Origin of the sequence: Parabacteroides sp. B2-S-102 (genome assembly GCF_023656665.1) — a bacterium.
Taxonomy (GTDB): Bacteria; Bacteroidota; Bacteroidia; order Bacteroidales; family Tannerellaceae; genus Parabacteroides; species Parabacteroides distasonis.
The window spans coordinates 1-20,206 of sequence record NZ_JAMOKM010000001.1 but is presented as its reverse complement, the minus strand read 5'-3'; the positions used below and the strand labels follow the sequence as shown (position 1 = coordinate 20,206).

Sequence of the window (20,206 nt, the reverse complement as noted above, 5' to 3'; positions counted from 1 at the left end):
AAACATACATTTGCATTCACATACTATGGCTAAAATTCAATAAATATAATAGAGTATTAATCTTAAACTGTCTAATGCATGAAACAAAAAATGTATTCTTGCGACGCAAGAGTAATCTTATCTATCTTGATAGGATTGTTTCTCTCCTGCAATGTTTTCGCACAAGACGTCACGATCAAAGGCAACGTGAAAGATGCGAAAGGTGAACCCATCATTGGGGCTAGTATCCTTGAAAAAGGAACTACGAATGGAACTGTTACCGATTTCGACGGTAACTTTATGCTTTCGGCGCCTAAAGGAAGTACGATCGGTATTTCTTACATAGGCTACAAATCACAAGACATTATCAACCAAGGACAAAGTAATTTAATTGTCGTATTACAAGAAGATACGGAAGTATTGGACGAGATTGTCGTAATCGGTTATGGTACGGTGAAGAAAGATGACGCTACCGGTTCCGTGACGGCCATTAAGCCAGATAAGATGAACCGGGGTTTGACCACCACCGCAACCGATATGATCAACGGTAAAATCGCCGGCGTAAATATCACGACTGACGGTGGAGCTCCGGGTTCGGGAGCCAGTATCCGCATCCGTGGTGGTTCTTCCTTATCGGCCAGCAACAACCCGCTGATCGTTATCGATGGACTTCCGATCGACAATGACGGTATCAAAGGGGTATCCAACCCGTTGAGTACGATCAACCCGAACGATATCGCAACATTCACCGTATTAAAAGACGCATCCGCCACAGCGATCTATGGTTCGCGTGCCTCTAACGGTGTGATTCTTATCACCACTAAGAAAGGTGAAAAAGGCTCCCGCCCACGGGTTACGTACGATGGAAACGTTTCTATCAGCACGAAGACCAAATCAATCGATGTTATGGGAGCTGACGAATATCGTAATTTCGTAACGGATCGTTTTGGGGCGGAATCAAGCGCCGTTAAGTTATTAGGAAAAGAAAATACGGATTGGCAGAAAGAGATCTTCCGTACAGCCGTGGGAACCGATCATAATATCACGGTATCCGGAGGCTTGAATAATATGCCTTATCGTGTATCCGCCGGATATACAAACCAAAATGGTATATTGAAAACCTCTAAGTTCGAACGTTATACTGGATCTGTAAACCTAGCTCCCAGTTTCTTCGAAGATCATTTAAATATTAACTTCAACGCCAAGGGAATGATCTCAAATAATCGTTTCGCCGATACGGGAGCTATCGGAGCGGCAATCGCATTCGACCCGACTCAACCAGTCATGAACGGCAACAGTAAATACGGAGGTTATTTTGCTTGGGAAAATGCCGGTGAATTTATCTCAATCGCTACAAAAAACCCGGTAGCGATGCTTCAACAGAAAAAAGAAGAGGCTAATTCTAAAAACTTGGTCGGTAATATCCAAGTTGATTATAAATTCCATTTCCTTCCCGAATTACGTGCGAACTTGAATTTAGGTATGGATATGGCTACCGGTACGCAAGACATTTACTATCCGAAAGAATCTCCATTAGGTTACGTGGATAACGGCAAAACAGGTTATGAGACAATCGACAAATACAATCACCTATTGGATTTTTATTTGCAATACGCTAAGGATTTCAATGAAAAGCATCATTTTGATATCATGGCTGGTTACTCTTGGCAACATTTCCATCGTTCCACAGAGAACGCATACAATAACTTGAACGGAGATAACCCGACTTCTTATATTTTCAAGACAGAAAGTTATTTGATCTCTTTCTTCGGACGTGTCAATTATTCATTCATGAATCGCTATCTTATCACCGCGACCTTACGTAACGATGGCACTTCCCGCTTCTCTAAAGACAACCGTTGGGGATTGTTCCCTTCCGTGGCTTTAGGATGGAAGATCAAGGAAGAGGGCTTTATGAAAGAGGTGGACGCTGTATCGGATTTAAAACTACGCTTGGGTTATGGTATTACCGGTCAACAGGATATCTCGCAAGGAGACTACCCGTATATGGCGACTTATTTCGCGGGACAAGACGGAGCCTACTATCAATTTGGCGACCAATTTGTTCCTATCGCCCGTCCCGACGGTTACAACCCGAACTTGAAATGGGAGGAGACTACTACTTGGAACGCCGGATTCGACTTCGGATTCTTAGATAACCGTATCACTTCATCCTTGGATTATTATTACAGAGAAACTAAGGACTTGATCAATGTGATCGACGTACCGGCCGGAACAAACTTCAAGAACCGTATCGTCAGCAATATCGGTTCTTTGAGAAATCAAGGTGTTGAGTTCTCCATCAACGCTAAAGCGATCTCAACCTCTGATTGGAAATGGGACCTAGGCTTTAATGTCGCTTGGAACAACAACGAGATTACGAAGCTAACCGCACAGGATGACGCCTCATCCATCGTATTGGCAGGAACCGTAGAAGGTGGTACCGGGACCATGATACAGGCACAAGGTGTGAATCACCCGGCGAACTCATTCTATGTATACGAGCAGGTATATGATCAACAGGGTAATCCGATCGAAGGATTATACGTGGACCGCAACGGAGATGGTGTGATCAATGACGAGGACCGTTATTTCTGCCATAAACCGGCAGCCGATGTAACGATGGGCTTTACTTCTAAATTGGTATGGAAAGCATGGGATTTCAGTTTCTCACTTCGTTCCAACCTCGGGAACTATGTATATAATAATGTAGCCTCATCCAATGCGGCATTAAGTGAAGGTAGTATTAACAATAAAGGCTATCTATCCAACCGTCCGCTATCCGCTTTCGATACGAATTTCCAGAACATGAACGTATTGTCCGATTATTATGTACAAAACGCATCCTTCTTACGCTGCGATAATATCACGTTGGGTTACTCTTTCAACAAATTATTCGGCGTATTGGGCGGACGTATCTACGGAACCGTACAGAATCCTTTTGTTATCACGAAATATAAAGGATTGGATCCGGAGGTAGCGAACGCAGCTGATAAGACCTTCGGTATCGATAAGAACGTATATCCTCGCCCATTGGTAGGTATACTCGGTGTAAGTCTTAACTTCTAATTTTAAATCAGGATATCTATATGAATACGAAATTCTTTAAATATATAATACCGGCTTTATCGCTGGTTTTCAGCGTAAACTTCACCTCTTGCCTAGGTGATCTCGATGTTACGCCTATCGATCCGAACCTAAACGTAGAGTTCGATCAGAACGCCAATTTCGCCAAGATCTATGCGGGATTAGCCATCACAGGAAATAAAGGTCCCGACGGACAAGGAGATATCGCCGACACGGATGAGGGAGCGTCGGGTTTGATGCGTATGCTATTCAACCTGAATGAGCTTCCTACGGACGAGGCGATTTGCGCTTGGTCTGGCGACGTGGATGTATATCCCTTGAACTTCGCTAAGTTTACCGCCTCGAACGGTGTGGTATTGAATATGTTCAACCGTCTGTACATCCAAATCGCTCAGTGTAATAACTTCTTAATACAGACAGAGGGCAAGGATGACGAGGAAAGTCTTACACAGCGTGCTGAAGTTCGTTTTATCCGTGCCTTGGATTATTATTATTTGATTGATTTATATGGCAATGTCCCGTTCGTTGATGAGAACACGGGTATCGGTACCTATGTTCCCGAACGGATTACCCGGGCGAATCTCTATACCTATATAGAGAAAGAGTTGAAAGAAATCGAGCCACAAATGAAGGCTCCCCGTGCAAATGTATATGGACGTGCCGATCAAGCCGCCGTATGGATGCTACTTTCTCGCTTATATCTGAACGCAGAAGTATATACAGGTACCCCTCAATGGTCTGCCGCCGCTGAATACTCAAAGAAAGTCATGGACGCCGGTTTCTCTCTGGCTCCTAATTATGGAGATAATTTCCTTGCAGATAACAACACCTCTCCCGAGATGATCCTGCCGATTTGTTATGATGGCGTACAGACCCGCTCTTGGTCCGGATTGTTCTTTATCGCCAGCTTTATCAGTGGTGACATGAACGCACTGGTTGATTTCGGGACTAAAGAAGCATGGGGTGGTAACCGTGCCCGCATGGCATTGGTGAAAAAGTTCGCTTCTGACGGAGACTTATCGAAAACAACTGATACACGTGCCTCTTTCTGGACTACAGACCGTACATTCGAGATCAATAAGCCGACCGAGTTTACAGAAGGTTATTCTGTAACTAAATTCAAGAATATCACGAAATCCGGACAAATCGGTCACGATCCGAATCAGCAGTTCCCGGATATGGATTTCCCATTGTTCCGTTTAGCCGAGGCTAATCTGACCTTTGCCGAAGCCACAATACGGGCGGGAGGCGATAAACAAGCCGCTTTAAGCGCTATTAACCAGCTACGGAAAAGAGCGAAAGCCACGGAAATTACGGCAACCGATCTTACTTTGGATTTTGTGCTTGATGAGAAGGCCCGTGAGTTCTATTTTGAGGCGCAACGCCGTACGGATTTGATCCGCTACAATAAGTTCACCTCCAATTATACTTGGGATTGGAAAGGCGAGACAGCGGGAGGTACTTCAATCTCCAGTCACTTCTCATTGTTACCGATTCCTTCGACCCAACTCGTGGCAAACAGTAACTTGAAACAAAATCCGGGTTATTAATCGTAAAACCTATTAATAAGTAACAATTATGAATAAAGTCAATATATTATCCATCGTGTTTGCGGGCATCTGTGCTTTTTCTGCCTGCACGGACGATAAAGATCCGGTTATCAATGACCTAAAGGACTCAGAAGGTAATAATATATCTTTTACCCTCAATGCTCCGAATAACAGTTCATATACTTTAATGCCGGAAAATGCCAGTAGTATCATCGATATTTTTACCTGTGAACAACCGGATTACGGTTTTGCGGCAGGTGTAACGTATACCGTACAAGTCTGTGAAGGAGGAACTGAATTCGAGAAATTCGAGTCGCTGCCAACTACCGGTTCCGGCGAAAAAGTCTTGATCAAGACATTCGAGCTGAATGATGCCATGAACAATTTGGGAATGGTTAATCCTACCGTAGCTTATAATGTGGACTTCCGTCTTAAAGCATTTATTAACGACAGTGTTCCCGAACTTTATTCGAACACGGTAAACATGGCGATCACTCCATATAGTGGCGCCCGTACCCAAGTTTATTTTGTGGGTGACATATTCGACAACGGATGGAACAATAACGACCCATCGATGCGTATATTCGCTGATGACGATGTCAATAATATGTTATTCACTTACACAGGTTTCGTAAAAGCCGGTAGCGCATTCAAGATCATTCAAACCCCGGGTGATTGGGGCATTCAATGGGGTTACGACAGCGACGGAGCATTAAGCAATGACGGCGGTAGCGGTAATATCGAAGGCTTCACGCAGGATGGCTATTATACGATCACGTTAGACTTGGCTGGTAACAAATACAGCATCGAACCTTATACCGGAGCGACAACCGAATACAAACAAATCTCCCTGATTGGAGACTTCAATGATTGGGGTGGTGATCTAGATTTACAACAGGCTAGTTACGACAAGCACATCTGGATCGGCGAGAAAATAGAGATTCCGTCCGATGGCGGTTTGAAATTACGTGCGGATCATGACTGGGCCGTAAGTTTCGGTGGCAGCAATAGTTTATGGAACGATAAACAAGGACAATTCGCCAAATTTGACGGAGGTGATAATGTAAAGGTTTCCGCCGGTACCTATTTTATCAAGTTTAATGACTTAACGAAACATATCATTCTACTAGCCGAATAAGGCATTACTTAAATTACCATCCTTTACTTGATTTAAAAGTCAAGTAAAGGTGGTAATAGATAAAAGTAACGCTTGTGTTTATGAATTATGCCTCAAAAGATATGTTTTAGAACATGATTTTGTTAAATCAAGTTAAGCAAATGAGATTTCCAAACTATTCATTATGCTACATAACATAAAATCTCTATATTTGCACTGTGTTTTTCATGGTATTAGATTTAAGGTTAACAATTGAGATTGGCTGTCCGTGATGGATAGCCTTTTTTTGTTTCCTTCTAATAGTACATATTGGATTTGATGCCATTGCTGACATACAACAAACCATTCTTTCTCGTGATATAAATATTGTTTTCTCTAGCCAACCAGCCAATAGCCAAGGCTAGGTCCTCAATACTTAAAGACAATTTACGGCTTAACTCTTGCGTAGATATTTCATTTACCTCGTTTAGCGCATGCCACACTTTTCCTGCGTTTAGTCCAATTCTTCCTTTTTCCATAATCAAAATACTTTTCTAGTAAACGAACTATATTCTTTTTGTTTCCTCTTTCCTACGATTAGTAGTCATTTGTAAAGTTCGCCCTTAAATTTTAGGGAATCAATATCCATTCTTTCGTTTCTATGTTCTATTTTTATTATCTTGAATAATAAGTATTTATTAATTCCTATATTTGAGACGAATTACCGATTAGATATGGAAAAGGAAATGCTCACATTCGATATCACGAACGATTTTATCGTCGGAGATCGTATCACAAAAGAGACGCTAAACAAATACAGCAAGCTGCCTCATAAGATAAAGGCAGGTTTGTTTCTCCTTTGTGTAGAAGGTTCCGTGCAGGCTTCTATCAATCTAGCGAAGTATACGATTAACAAATATGATTTCGTGACCTTAGTGCCCAGCAATTTTATCCAGTTCCATGAAATATCGGACGACGCTCGTTTCTATTTCGCCGGATTCTCTTCGGAGTTTATGACAAACATCAATTTTATTAAATCAACCATGAGCTTTCTTCCCGTTATCACGGAACATCCGATCATGCCGCTGGAAGAATCTGTAGCTCAATTATATATTGACGGATACCGTTTATTGATACGTGCGCAATCCTTATCCCCGTCTTATTCTATGGTAAATAAAAACCTAGTCATCGCTTATCTCACGATATTCATGCAAGGAACGGCTGAGTTATATAAAAATCATAGCCATTGGACAAATGGAATCCGTACGCGCACCAATGAGATTTACCGTAAGTTTATCCAACTTGTCGTAGAGCATTATACCACCGAGCACAGCGTTTCTTTTTACGCCGCTCAATTAAATTTGTCGTTACCTCATTTCTGCACGACTATTAAGAAAGCGATCGGACTTACTCCCTTGGAAATCATTTCCTCCATTATCACGATGGATGCCAAGGCACAATTAAGATCGACAGACTTAACCGTAAAAGAGATCGCTTTCTCTTTAGGCTTTAACAACCTGTCTTTTTTCAACAAATATTTCAGGCAGCATACGGGAATGACACCTCAAGAATATAGAAGAATGAAAATTCCCTCAAGCACGTAGCCGGCAATCACTTCTTTTGTAAAACCATACGATCGATATCGGGCATCCATGAGTTTCCATTCGATAAGCGTATGCGATTCATACCGGGTTTCAGACGGATCTCTATTTGCTCGCTAGCGACCTCATGCGCAGGATGAGCCTCTACATTTTTTACGACAACTCCATTAACTTGACAAATTAATTCTCGATTCTCCGCACACTGATAATCCACGGACATCAAGTATAAACCTCCCTCACGACTGTATACATTATGCCATTCCAGATAATTGCTATCACGATTACCTAATCCCGTAACCTTCGCACCTCCAGAGCAATTCCCGTCATCCTCATAAATCGCCGTTCCAAACGCTTTGTGATTTTTTATTTCTTGATAGTCTTGCAACCAAGCACATTCCGCCTCATAGACCGTCCGTTCTCCCCTTTCCAGTCCATCCAGACGGAAAATACGTGTCCCATGCGCAGGTATGGTTACGGAAAAATCCCGATCCTTGTACTTTCCAAGATCTCTCCTTTCAAATAAGTCCCGTACACTCACGTCGCCCCGCAAATAGAAATCGGCAAAATCCAGATGAATAGTCCGTTCCTCATCCGTAGAGTTATAGACGGCGACAGCGCATGTATTCCCATTCACTTCTTCCAGATCCTTTGTCAAGATATACACTCCATCCATTTGCTTAACGACATAAGCTTGCAAGCCTAGTACGTCTTGATTTAACGCTATCAGTTCCTCGTTTTTCAGTAGCCGCAAAGATTTCTCAGAGATGGTAGTCAGATCACAGCCAATCAATAAAGGGGAGCTCATAATACACCACATTCCAAAATGAGTTTTATCTTCTTCCTCACTCATTCCACGGCCGATCTCAAGCATATCCATATCATTATATTTTCCTTCGCTCGCATAAGCGGACAAATATAGATTCTGCCGGATAATATTCTTCACGGACTCCCAGCTAGGATTTATATCTTGCGAGATACGCCATGAGAAGGCAACGTCATGCACCCACGTACCGGGAAAATTCCAACGACATACATTCATACGCACATCTTTACGGCCGGTAGCTAGTATCGCATTATGGATCGCCGTGTATCGCTCTTGCTCATCCAGACCTAATTGATCGAAATTCTGTTTGGCGTCGCCGCCACAAAAGTCGATCTTAATAAAATCGAATCCTATTTCCTTAAAGAAGTAGTCCGCATCCTGACGATCGTGCCCATAAAAGCCGACATTGATCCCTAAAGAATCCTTATCCCAAAAGGAGCCGCAAGTATTCCGGCCCGCATCGGAATAAATACCCGCCTTAAACCCTAACGCATGGATATGATCTACCGTCTGCTTCAAGCCATTCGGAAAACGGACCGGATGAGTGATTAACTCCCCGCTCGCATCCCGTCCCCCAAAATACCCGTCATCAATATTAATATATTTATATCCAACCTCTTTCAAGCCATTCCGCGACATCGCATCAGCTTGTTTCATTATCAGTTTGTCGCTGATATTCACTCGATAGGTATTCCATGAGCTCCATCCCATCGTGGGAGGATCATACGCAAAAACAGAAGATGCCAAGAGAAGTAAGGCGATTGATATATAGTTTCGCATGGTATAAAATTTTCATGTATAACGTTCTTAATCAAACAAAAATAAGAAAAGTGTATCAGACCGCCAAATCGGGATAAACGAAAAAAGGGAAGTATGCCTTTTTGACGTGACATACTTCCCTCACTTATATAAACTCTGTATTTGGATTACCAGATAACCACCCGATCAACCGGAGCCATAAACATCGGATCGCCCTCTTTAATGTCAAAAGCGGCATAGAACGGGGCGATATTACGCAAGGCAGCGTTCACACGCCATTTTCCCAATGAATGCGGGTCGATCTTGGTACGACGACGGATCTCCTCGGGACGGATATTTTGTCCCCACAACGTCGCATACCCCAAGAAGAAACGTTGCTCATTCGTGAAGCCATCGATCGGGGCCGGAGTCTCTTTGCCCTTCAAGCTATTCAAATAAGCTTGGTGAGCGACCAACAAACCTCCGTGGTCGGCGATATTCTCACCCAACGTAAAACGTCCGTTGGCATGAAGCGTATCTATTACGATAATCTGGTCATATTGATCAACCAATTTATCAGCACGCTCCGTGAAACGGACAGCATCCTCGGCAGTCCACCAATCGATCAAATTACCATCCTTATCGTAGTTACGTCCCTGATCATCGAATCCATGCGTCATCTCATGGCCGATTACCACGCCGATAGCGCCATAGTTCACCGCATCGTCGGCATCCGGATTAAAGAATGGAGGCTGAAGGATCGCAGCCGGGAAACAGATCTCATTCGTAGTCGGATTGTAATAAGCGTTCACGGTCTGCGGATTCATATGCCAACGAGACTTATCGACCGGCTTATCCACGTCCGCCAATTGATAGGCCATATCGAAGATGTTAGAACGGCGGACATTCGCCCAATAAGAATCGTCCTTGATCTCCAAGCCACTATAATCACGCCATTTGTCCGGATAACCTATTTTCACCGTAAAAGCGGCCAATTTCTCTTGCGCTTTCGCCTTAGTCGTATCGCTCATCCATTCCAAGCCATTGATCCGCTCGCTCAAAGCAGTCTGCAAATTCCCCACTAGCGTCAACATCTTTTCCTTAGAAGAAGCCGGGAAGTATTTCTCTACATACATCTCGCCGACAGCCTCGCCCAACGCACCGTTTACCGTATTCAACGAACGCTTCCAACGAGGTTGTTGTTCCTGCTTTCCGGACATTACCTTTCCATAGAACTCAAAATCAGCGTCTACAAAATCATCACTTAGGTACGGAGCCGCCGCGCTCAATAAATTAAACGCCAAATAATATTTTTGCTCATCGACCGTCGTATTCTGCAAAGCCTTATTCATATCCTTATAGAAGTTGATTTGCTTCGCATCCAACTCTTTCAGCCCAGCTAATCCCATGGATTCAAAATATACATCCCAATCCAACGGGGATTCTATTTGCTTGAAATCCTCGTAAGCCAATTTATTATAGTTTTTCTGGGAGTCACGCAAATCCTCACGGCCATAAGAGATATCAGCGATAGCCTTCTCTATTTTCATCACGGCATCCACCGCCGCATCCGCCTGTTCCGGGCTTGAGCCGGCCAACGTAAATAACTTATTTATATAAGCCCTGTAAGCGTCACGCATCTTAGCGGAACCTTCATCTTCCAACAAATAATAATCCCGATCGCCCATTCCGATACCAGCCTGATACAGCTGGACGATATTCATGGCACTATTCTTCTCGTCAGCGTCCACGAACAAAGCGAAGAACGGAGCCATGCCTTCCTTATGAAGCGTAGCCACCATCTTAGAGACATCCGATTTCGTCGCCAGCGCATTGATAGCGGCCAGTTCCTCTTTGATAGGAGCCACTCCATCGGCATTCAACTTCGTGCTATCCAATCCCATCGCATACAAAGCGCCGATCTTCCCGGCGACACTACCCGCCTCATGGGGCGTAGCGCTAAGTTCCTCGATCAATACCCGGAGCTGCTCTTGGTTATTCTCTAGTAATTGGTCGAAAGTTCCGAAACGAGCGTATTCCGGTTTCAAAGGATTATTCTTAATCCATCCACCACAAGCGTATTCATAAAAATCCGTACCTGCGGCAACCGTGGTATCCATATTCGCAGGATTAATAGCAGCGATCTTCACTACCTCTTTCTGAGGAGTGTTACAACTCGCTAAAGCGACTATCCCAGCCGCTAAAAACGGAAACATTTTTCTCTTTCTCATTTTGTTTAGTCTTTTGCCTTAAAACCTTACAAAGATACGATAAATACGCAAAAGAAAAACATGTACGTGTTTCTTTTAAAACATGTACGACTTTTTACGAAAACACGTACGTGTTTTTCGGACGATAAAAGGATTCATGTATTCAAGAATAAGTGTATCTTTGCCAACAAATCATTTATATCATGAAGAAACTAATAATCAGCGTTTGGGCATTTATCGCCCTTCCCTTATTCGCTCAGCGAGACGCGAATATCCGTATTTATCCGGAGCAAGGTAACCAACAGATCAGTAAACATATTTACGGGCAATTCGCCGAACATCTAGGGAGTTGTATCTACGGTGGCTTATGGGTGGGGCCGGAGTCCGACATCCCTAATACCCAAGGATACCGTACGGATGTCTTAAACGCGTTGAAGAAACTACAGATCCCGAACTTACGTTGACCGGGCGGTTGCTTCGCCGACGAATATCATTGGATGGATGGAATCGGCCCCAAGGAAAATCGCCCGAAAATGGTGAATAATAACTGGGGAGGGACGATTGAGGATAATAGTTTCGGAACCCATGAGTTCTTGAATCTATGTGAGTTATTAGGTTGTGAGCCTTACATCAGCGGAAACGTGGGAAGCGGTACGGTTGAGGAAATGGCTAAATGGGTGGAATACATGACCTCGGAAGGAGACAGCCCAATGGCCAACCTACGCCGGAAAAATGGCCGGGATAAGGCATGGAAAGTCAAGTTTTTCGGCGTTGGGAACGAGAGTTGGGGATGCGGGGGCAGTATGCGACCGGAATATTATTCCGACCTTTACCGTCGTTACTCTACGTATTGCCGTAACTATGATAGCAATGTCTTGTTCAAGATCGCCAGCGGTGCCAGCGATTATGATTACAACTGGACCGAGACGCTGATGAAACAAATCGGCGGACGCATGGATGGTATCTCTTTACATTATTATACAGTAGGAGATTGGAACAATAAAGGCTCCGCTACCGATTTCAACACGGAGGATTATTACTGGACCTTAGGAAAATGCCTTGAGATAGAGGATGTCGTTAAAAAGCATATCGCTATCATGGATAAATACGACCCGAAGAAAAATATAGCCCTCATGGTAGACGAATGGGGTACTTGGTGGGATGTGGAACCCGGTACGATCCCCGGCCATCTGTTCCAGCAAAACACGATGCGCGACGCTTTCGTAGCCGCTCTTACCCTACATGTCTTCCACAAATATACGGACCGAGTGAAAATGACCAACATCGCACAGATTGTCAATGTATTGCAGTCCATGATCCTCACGAAAGGCAAGGACATGGTGCTTACGCCTACTTACCATGTGTTCGAGATGTACAAGGTTCATCAAGACGCTACCTTTTTGCCGATGGATCTAATCTGCGACAAGGAGAAAGTAAGAGACAACCGGGAAGTGCCGGTCGTAAGCGCCTCCGCATCCCGGGACTCGCAGGGTAAAATCCATATCTCGTTGGCAAACGTAGATCCCCGGCAAAGCGAGAACATCCATATCGACCTGCAAAACGTAACGATAAAGAGCGTGAACGGGCGTATCCTGACAGCGTCCTCCATAAACGACTATAACACATTCGATTCGCCGGAGAAGGTCAAGCCGGAAGTTTTCAAGGGAGCCAAGGTGGAAAAGGGAAAGTTAAGCGTCAGCCTTCCTCCCATGTCGATCGTCGTATTAGAAGTTTTATAAAAAGACGGACAATAACATGGCAATGTTTCTATAATTATTAACTTTGCCCGAAGAATTAAAAAACACATTAAAGAAACGCATTATGAAACCTACATTATTTGTATTGGCAGCCGGAATGGGTAGTCGTTATGGGGGATTAAAACAATTGGACGGCCTAGGTCCCAATGGCGAGACCATCATGGACTATTCTATTTTCGATGCTATTCGTGGCGGGTTCGGTAAACTTGTATTCGTTATCCGCAAATCTTTCGAGAAAGACTTCCGTGAGAAAATCATCTCCAAATATGAGAACCATATCCCGGTTGAAGTCGTATTCCAAGACTTGAACGATCTTCCGGAGGGCTTCACTTGCCCGGAGGGACGTGAGAAACCGTGGGGAACCAACCATGCCGTATTGATGGGCAAGAAGGTTATCAATGAGCCTTTCGCCGTAATCAACGCCGATGATTTCTACGGACGTGACAGCTTCGCCGTATTAGGCAAGCAATTGTCTGAGATGGATGGCAAGAAGAATGATTATTGCATGGTAGGCTACCGTGTAGGTAATACGTTGAGCGAGAGCGGTTCCGTAGCACGTGGTGTTTGCGCCACGAACGAGGAAGGTTATCTGACAGGCGTCGTGGAGCGTACCGCTATCGAACGTATCGACGGAGATATCCAGTTTGTAGACGAGAACGGAAAGAAGGTCGTATTGGAAGAAAATACGCCGGTATCCATGAATATGTGGGGCTTCACTCCCGATTACTTCGAGTATTCCGAGGAATATTTCAAGGAGTTCCTAAAAGCCAATATGGGTAATTTAAAGAGTGAATATTTCATCCCGTTGATGGTAAATAAATTGATCACGGAAGGAACAGCCCGTGTGAAAGTATTGGATACAACCTCCAAATGGTTCGGCGTAACTTACGCAGCGGATCGTCAAGGCGTTGTGGATAAGATCCAAGCCTTGGTAGACGCAGGCGAGTATCCAAGCAAATTATTCTGATTATAAGGCCCTTATGGCTGATTTCTCAGCAAGAAGTAACAGCCGTGGCCTAAGACTCTTATCGTATCACCCTTGTGAAGCGATCTTTTCACGGGGGTGATACGATCTTTTCACCTCTGTGAAAAGATCAATACCTCCTAATGAAAACGATACTATATATATTTCCATTACCCAAAAGACCTAGTCCAAAGCTTTTGTATGTAACCATTCAGAAAGCAAATCCGCAACCTCTATATTATTTAAATCCGACATAGGGAAATGGGTATTGCCATGTAATCCTACCTCCGGTAAATGAATAACGGTGACATCCCCACCCTGATCATTCAGCATTTTTGCCCATATCTTCATCAAGCGCAAACGGCGTGTCCATTCATATAACTCCGGACGCTCATCGGTTTCGGGTAAATTATCTCCATAATAAATGACGATAGGGACCTTGGTATATTCCATGAATACGGACATAGGTACTTCAATGCCTTCCATTTTCTTGGAAAGCGTAATAAACTTAGCCTCCTCCGGCAATTGCCCTTCCGGAAAAGGAACCGCTCCACCCGGTTCGTATGACGCGATAGCCTTAATGTTTCTCGTCTTAAGCAATGTATTCCATCCAACGGGCCCGCCTTGCGAATGGGTAATAAATACGCCCGGGCCTATCTTGTCGAACAAAGCGGCGTAGGCATCCGAATAGACCTCAAAATCCGTCGTGCCAATAGTCGGCGTCATTTGACGAAAGTATTGGTCCAAGGTTTCCTTATCCCGCTTAAACTGTACTCCTTCAAAATAATCCGGCCAGATACCTACACGAAAACGGTTAAACCAAACCTCCTCGTCAAACGCCGGAGAAATTGTCACGCTCTCCGTACCTCTACCGGCGTTCCCTCTACGAGGCTGATCGACAAGATAGACACTAAACCGGCGACGTAAGAAAATATTCTGGAAGCCCTCACGCCCGTCGGGTGTGGTTTCCCATGTCTTAGAAAACTGCCCTACACCATGGGCGAATACCAATGGGTATTTCCTCGCTCCGACCGGCTTTTGATAAAATACGTACGCATGGTCGCCATGAAAAGTATGCCCTAATGAATCAACCAAGACCGTACCTCCAACAGCGAAGCTGCCTTGCTCATCCACCATCAGAACACGCTCATCTCGCTGTTTACATCCAACAAGCAAGAGAATGATACCAAGTATAAAAACAGGTCTCATATTTCCGATAGCTTAATCTATTTCTGTACTTTTGATTCCTGTAGCGCATTATAACGGCTTCCCACTACAGGGATAGCGGAAACCGCATCCTCCAATTCCCTCATCTCACCGGCGGTGAAAATGATATCCGCAGCACGTAAATTCTCTTCCAGATGAGACAGCTTCGTAGTCCCCGGTATAGCTACGATCCAAGGTTTCTTATTCATTAACCATGCCAAGGCAACTTGTGCGGGCGTGATCCCCCGTGTCCTCCCAAAAGCATTCAGCACTTCCACGATCCGCATATTGGCACGGATAGCTTCCGGTTGAAAACGAGGTAAATCTTGACGATTGTCGTTTTCCGGATCAAATCGAGTATACTCGTTAATCAAGCCTCCCAAAAAGCCTCGATTTATCGGACTATAAGGAACAAAACCAATACCCAATTCCTCACACAACGGCAATACGCTCTCCTCCACGGCACGATGCATCAAATGATATTCACTCTGTATAGCCGTAACAGGGCAGATCCTATGGGCACGGCGGATGGTATCGGCATTCACCTCGCAAAGTCCGAAATGCAATACCTTGCCTTCTCTGATCAATTCGTTCACGGTCTCAGCGACGACCTCAATCGGAGTGTTCGGGTCCGCACGATGCTGGTAAAACATACCGAGAGTTTCTACTCCAAGATTGCGAAGCGAATTCTCGCACACCTTACGTATATTGTTGGGAGAACTATCTTCCTCTGTCTTGATTTGTACGCCATCCACAAACTTATGCCCAAATTTAGTAGTTACAAATACCCGGTCCGAATAACCTTTCAACGCTTCGCCAACTAATCGTTCATTCGTTTGATAACCATAGCTCTCTGCCGTGTCGAACAAAGTAACACCACGATCGATGGCCTCATGTACCAAAGCGATTACTTGCTTCTTGCCGGGATGCTGGCCGCGATGATGATTCAATCCCATACAACCAAATCCCATAGCCGATACAACCATGGAAGCCGTACCACTTCCCAATGTCCGCTTTACACCGACCACGGCATTAGTTTTACAATCCAAGGCCGAGGGTCCTTGCCTGTTCACGCCCTCACAGGCAACCATTCCATTGAATACGGAAGAAGCACAGATCCCTGTTCCTGCCAATACCGCCGACCTCAAAAATCCCCGACGGCTTATCTCATTGTACTTTCTCATAACTTATGACCTTTCTAATTAATATTCCATTCACGGCAAAAATACTACGTTCCTACATCCAAACATGTATCAAAACCACAGATAGATATACCAATTTCATCGGTCATACTCCTTATCCGTCACAGCCCGGAGCTGTACGGCATGATTCTCGATCGCATGTTCCGTAATGGTCATACACACGATAGAGCTACCCGGTGTCGCCCCATTCCAATGGCGTACATTAGGAGGTGTCACGATCACATCACCCTTCCGGATCACACGTTTCTCTCCTCCTTCCTCTTGATAATATCCTTCTCCATCAAGTACTAACAAGGTTTGTTCGGCATCCGGATGGTAATGCCAGAAATTACGACTGTAAGGTTTGAATATAAAATGCGCGATCATCGTATTACCAGACTCCTTCAACAAGGAGACATAGACATCCCCCGTATTATACTCCGACGAAGCCTTTGCGTCAGCAGGGAAAATCAATGTCTCGGCACTTTGTTCACCCTCGTTAGAGCTGAGAGCTACAAGGTCAAAAGCTTCTCCCGGGGCTAAGACATGAACACGTTCCGGATTGCAGATACCCTCTTCTAGCATTTTAGGGTCGGCATTGAATGGTTTCATATCGGGAGCATCCACCGTTCCCCAATGAGACAGGAGAAGCTGCGCTTTAGGATAAGCATTTGCGATCTTTATGGCTCCCTCCAATCCTATATGCCATGAATCATCCGAAAAATCAAAGAAAATCACGTCCGGGGCAGGTAATTCCAAGAACTCAGGAAGAAAGCGGGAATCTCCCGGTGCCCAAATTAAGCCATCCGGTGTTTTCATGAGGAAACCACAATAATCTTCAACCTTAAATTCACGCGTATATCCCGGATACTCATTTTGCCACGTATGGTAAGCCGGAGTTAACTTGATAGAAATCGGACCAACATTAAAAGTCTCCCCGATACGATGTCCGAAAGAGTTCAAACCCTGTGTTTCTCCTAGAGAAACTAAGTGTTTTTCCACAGTTTGCAAAGGTAGCGAAAACCAATTAACAATCAAATAGTTATTAATTTCTATTTTGGGTTGTTGGTAGAGAAAGCGAGCATTATGGGGCATGTTTTGCTGCGACTTCCGTTACTTATCCGTTACCTTGCAAATACGGATATTTCAAGGAATATAAACGATTATTTTTCAATGTATTGCGTTGTTTTTCATAACTTCAAAAAGCTCGATATTTATTAATTTTGTAACTAAAAGAAGCGAGTTTATGAGAAGTACATTTTCCGTGTTGTTTTACACCAAGAACCAATCGTTGAAAGATGGCAAGGTGCCCATTATGGGACGTATAACCATCAACAAGACCACCGCCTGCTTCAGTTGCAAGCGGGAAGTTTCACTGGCATTATGGGATGCCAAGGCCAAGAGGGCGAAAGGGAAATCCGACGAGGCCAGACGGCTGAACCAGGAGCTTGACAATATCAAGGCCCAGATCACAAGGCATTACCAGTATGTCTGCGACCATGACAGCCTGGTGACAGCCAAAAGTGTCTACAACCGCTATCTTGGTTTCGGGGACGATTATCACACCCTTATGGGACTGTTCAGGGAGCAGCTTGCCTCCTACAAGGAAAAGATAGGCAAGGAAAAGGCGGCAAGCACCTATCGCGGGCTGGTGGCCGACTACAAGAATCTGCAGCTTTTCCTCAAAGAGAAGAGACGTATCGAGGATATAGCCATCGCCGAGCTTGACAAGAAGTTCATCGAGGACTATTACAACTGGATGCTCGGGACATGCGCCCTGGCGAGCTCGACGGCTTTCGGCCGGGTCAACACCCTGAAATGGCTGATGTATACCGCCCAGGAAAGAGGCTGGATAAGGCTTCACCCGTTCATCGGTTTCGACTGCCTGCCCGAATACAAGCGGCGTTCTTTCCTCACCGAGGAGGACTTGCAAAGCGTCATCCATGTCAAGTTGAATTACAAGCGCCAGCGGGCTATCCGTGACATGTTCCTGTTCATGTGCTTCACAGGTCTGGCGTACGCGGATCTGAAGGAGATCACGTACAAGAATATCCATACGGATTCCGAGGGTGGTACATGGCTGATGGGCAACCGTATAAAAACCGGCGTGGCCTATGTGGTGAAGCTGCTTCCTATCGCCATCGAACTGGTCGAGAGGTACAGGGGGGACAATGAAAAGAAAAGTTCTCCTGACAAGGTGTTTCCCGTAGGCGAATACCAGACCATGGTATCCAGTCTGAGGGTTCTGACCAGAAAATGCGGCTGCTCGACCGAGATAACCCCGCACATCGGGCGCCATACCTTTGCCGTTCTGGCCATTTTAAAGGGGATGCCGTTGGAAACCTTGCAGAAGGTGTTGGGACATAAGTCCATTCTTTCCACCCAGATTTATGCCGAGCTGATCAATCCGAAAGTCGGGGAAGATACGGACAGGCTGTGTATGAAGATCGGTGACACGTACCGGCTGGCCAACTAAGCCCCGAAACTTATATAAAGAAACTCCTTCAGCCTCGGATCCGGCCGAAGGAGTTTTTTTGTGTGAATACGCACCGTTTGTTTATCTGGCGTATCGCCTGAAGTCCTTATAGTTCTTTTTCAGTACCTCGTACAGTCCGCTTTCCGGGTATAGCAGCTTGCCTCCTGCAGCGGTAATGGAAGTATACGGGATTGCCTTCTCGTCCCTGAGTGCCTGAAGCGTCCTTCTGGATACATGCAATTTCTCGCAGACTTCCTCTCCCGTGAGATAATGCTCGTCGGCTATGCCCGGACGGATTCGTGCCGTCGCGTTTTCCAGTGCCTTTCCGCATCTCCTGATCCATCCGGTGAGTTCCTTGAACTCCTCCGAATCCCTGGTAATGATTTCCGCCATCCGTTATTTTCTGTTTTTGATTAGTCCTTCTTCCAGGATTTGCTGTATGTCCGTCTCACGGTAGAAATATTTTCCGCCGATATGTGAGCAGGGAACCAGTCCCCTGTCACGGTAAGCCTGGAGACACCTTTTCGAGATTCCCAACGCCAGGCATACCTCCTGCGCATCCATTCATTTGTCCGGAGCCGGTGGAGCCATTTTCCGGACGAGGTCCTCCATTTGCACGGACAACGTGCTGAGCTGCCGCTTTAATTCCAGATAAGCGCTTGTTTCGATAATTGTCAGTTCCATATTTATTTCTTTTAATGATTTCGGGTGCAAGATAGTGAGGAAAGTGGAATGTAACTTTCCCGTGTCATGCATAGTCATGTATAGTCACTAATAGTCAGATGCTTTCCTGAAAGCCCGTCGTGAAACACTATACCCTTTCCAATCCTTGACGGGAAGATTATCCGGGCGGATATTTCGTGATTTTTAGAATAATTCCTATATTTGGAACGAAAATATGAGTTTGGGAAAAGAAGGGGTATTTTTCCTTCTTTCTTGATATATAGACATAACGTTCGCAGAACGTCCTAAAAGTGGAATCTGGTAAATTTTGATATGCAAATATTTAAATATTTATAAATAAATCGTTTATTATTTTTTTCTCGAATTAAGGAACAATACAGAAACAAAATCATCAATTAAAGCAAATTCAGACCTTTTCTATTTTCATTAGGTTTCATTCCCTTCACTTGTTTGCATAAGGAGTCGAACTTTACAGTGGGTTGTACTTCTCTCTGTTCCGAGAAATATTTATTGGTAAACATACTTGCAGCCAAAAAAGAAAAAGGATCTCAATTTCTCGTAGGCCACCTTTATTTTTCGCCTAACTTCCTCTTACCTTAAGTCATAGGCATACTGAAAAGCAAATATGCCTATATAAATATAGTTTACTTTGGTTTAGCTTATATATAGAGCTAATAGACTAAAGTAAACTGATTTTTTGTAGCTTCTACCCGTTTAACAGTTGCAGCCAAAAGAGTAAAGCCAAGCCTTTGTCTTGATTGAAATCAGAGTGGAACACAGAACGTTTCCGCCGCCTATGGCGGCAGAAACGTTTTTAGTTACCTTTGCTGTAGGCATAAGAAGCAAGCCGTTTT

Annotated in this window: 14 protein-coding genes and 1 pseudogene; 7 read left to right on the top strand and 8 right to left on the bottom strand. The window is 44.6% G+C overall.

The window, feature by feature from the left end:
* Positions 1-78 precede the first annotated feature (78 nt).
* Genes NBH07_RS00075 through NBH07_RS00065 form a run of 3 tightly spaced genes read left to right on the top strand, consistent with a single transcriptional unit; the run spans position 79 to position 5,754 of the window.
* The gene (locus NBH07_RS00075) at positions 79-3,048 is read left to right on the top strand and encodes a SusC/RagA family TonB-linked outer membrane protein (RefSeq protein ID WP_156682652.1); all 2,970 of its coding nucleotides are present in this window, start codon (positions 79-81) and stop codon (positions 3,046-3,048) included.
* 20 nt (positions 3,049-3,068) lie between these two features.
* A complete protein-coding gene (locus tag NBH07_RS00070; protein ID WP_005855819.1) occupies positions 3,069-4,616 on the top strand; it encodes a RagB/SusD family nutrient uptake outer membrane protein in 1,548 nt (515 codons plus the stop codon).
* A gap of 28 nt (positions 4,617-4,644) precedes the next feature.
* A complete protein-coding gene (locus NBH07_RS00065) occupies positions 4,645-5,754 on the top strand; it encodes a SusE domain-containing protein (protein ID WP_005855818.1) in 1,110 nt (369 codons plus the stop codon).
* A 275-nt stretch (positions 5,755-6,029) separates the two neighbouring features.
* Here NBH07_RS00065 and NBH07_RS00060 read toward each other — a convergent pair whose 3' ends face one another.
* Positions 6,030-6,251, bottom strand: coding sequence for a winged helix-turn-helix domain-containing protein (locus NBH07_RS00060; protein WP_005855817.1), 222 nt, complete (start codon positions 6,249-6,251; stop codon positions 6,030-6,032).
* Between the two features lie 195 nt (positions 6,252-6,446).
* Between NBH07_RS00060 and NBH07_RS00055 the strand changes: the two genes are divergently transcribed.
* Entirely contained in the window at positions 6,447-7,316 is an 870-nt protein-coding gene (locus tag NBH07_RS00055) for a helix-turn-helix domain-containing protein (protein WP_008778253.1), read from the top strand.
* Between the two features lie 7 nt (positions 7,317-7,323).
* Here the strand turns inward: NBH07_RS00055 and NBH07_RS00050 are convergent, their stop codons facing one another.
* A complete protein-coding gene (locus tag NBH07_RS00050) occupies positions 7,324-8,916 on the bottom strand; it encodes an alpha-galactosidase D (RefSeq protein WP_005855812.1) in 1,593 nt (530 codons plus the stop codon).
* 146 nt (positions 8,917-9,062) lie between these two features.
* The gene (locus NBH07_RS00045; RefSeq protein ID WP_009017775.1) at positions 9,063-11,105 is read right to left on the bottom strand and encodes a M13 family metallopeptidase; all 2,043 of its coding nucleotides are present in this window, start codon (positions 11,103-11,105) and stop codon (positions 9,063-9,065) included.
* Positions 11,106-11,287: 182 nt separating this feature from the next.
* Here NBH07_RS00045 and NBH07_RS00040 point away from each other — a divergent pair.
* A pseudogene (locus NBH07_RS00040) lies at positions 11,288-12,823 on the top strand (alpha-N-arabinofuranosidase).
* An 82-nt stretch (positions 12,824-12,905) separates the two neighbouring features.
* Positions 12,906-13,808 (top strand): glycosyltransferase family protein, encoded by a 903-nt coding sequence (locus NBH07_RS00035; protein ID WP_005855808.1) that lies wholly within the window; start codon positions 12,906-12,908, stop codon positions 13,806-13,808.
* A gap of 180 nt (positions 13,809-13,988) precedes the next feature.
* On the opposite strand, the gene NBH07_RS00030 is transcribed toward NBH07_RS00035, so the two are convergent.
* From NBH07_RS00030 to NBH07_RS00020, 3 genes are all read right to left on the bottom strand, one after another.
* Positions 13,989-15,014, bottom strand: a complete 1,026-nt coding sequence (locus tag NBH07_RS00030; RefSeq protein ID WP_005855807.1) for an alpha/beta hydrolase — start codon at positions 15,012-15,014, stop codon at positions 13,989-13,991.
* Positions 15,015-15,031: 17 nt separating this feature from the next.
* Entirely contained in the window at positions 15,032-16,195 is a 1,164-nt protein-coding gene (locus tag NBH07_RS00025; protein ID WP_005855806.1) for an aldo/keto reductase, read from the bottom strand.
* 96 nt (positions 16,196-16,291) lie between these two features.
* Positions 16,292-17,194, bottom strand: a complete 903-nt coding sequence (locus NBH07_RS00020) for a cupin domain-containing protein (RefSeq protein WP_250833437.1) — start codon at positions 17,192-17,194, stop codon at positions 16,292-16,294.
* A gap of 244 nt (positions 17,195-17,438) precedes the next feature.
* Here NBH07_RS00020 and NBH07_RS00015 point away from each other — a divergent pair, with 244 nt between their 5' ends.
* Positions 17,439-18,668, top strand: coding sequence for a site-specific integrase (locus NBH07_RS00015; RefSeq protein WP_250833436.1), 1,230 nt, complete (start codon positions 17,439-17,441; stop codon positions 18,666-18,668).
* A gap of 81 nt (positions 18,669-18,749) precedes the next feature.
* Here NBH07_RS00015 and NBH07_RS00010 read toward each other — a convergent pair whose 3' ends face one another.
* Positions 18,750-19,061 carry a helix-turn-helix domain-containing protein gene (locus NBH07_RS00010; protein ID WP_250833435.1) on the bottom strand — a complete coding sequence of 104 codons (312 nt, stop codon included), beginning with the start codon at positions 19,059-19,061 and terminating at the stop codon, positions 18,750-18,752.
* A gap of 3 nt (positions 19,062-19,064) precedes the next feature.
* Positions 19,065-19,232 (bottom strand): helix-turn-helix domain-containing protein, encoded by a 168-nt coding sequence (locus NBH07_RS00005; protein ID WP_048928529.1) that lies wholly within the window; start codon positions 19,230-19,232, stop codon positions 19,065-19,067.
* Positions 19,233-20,206: the final 974 nt, after the last annotated feature.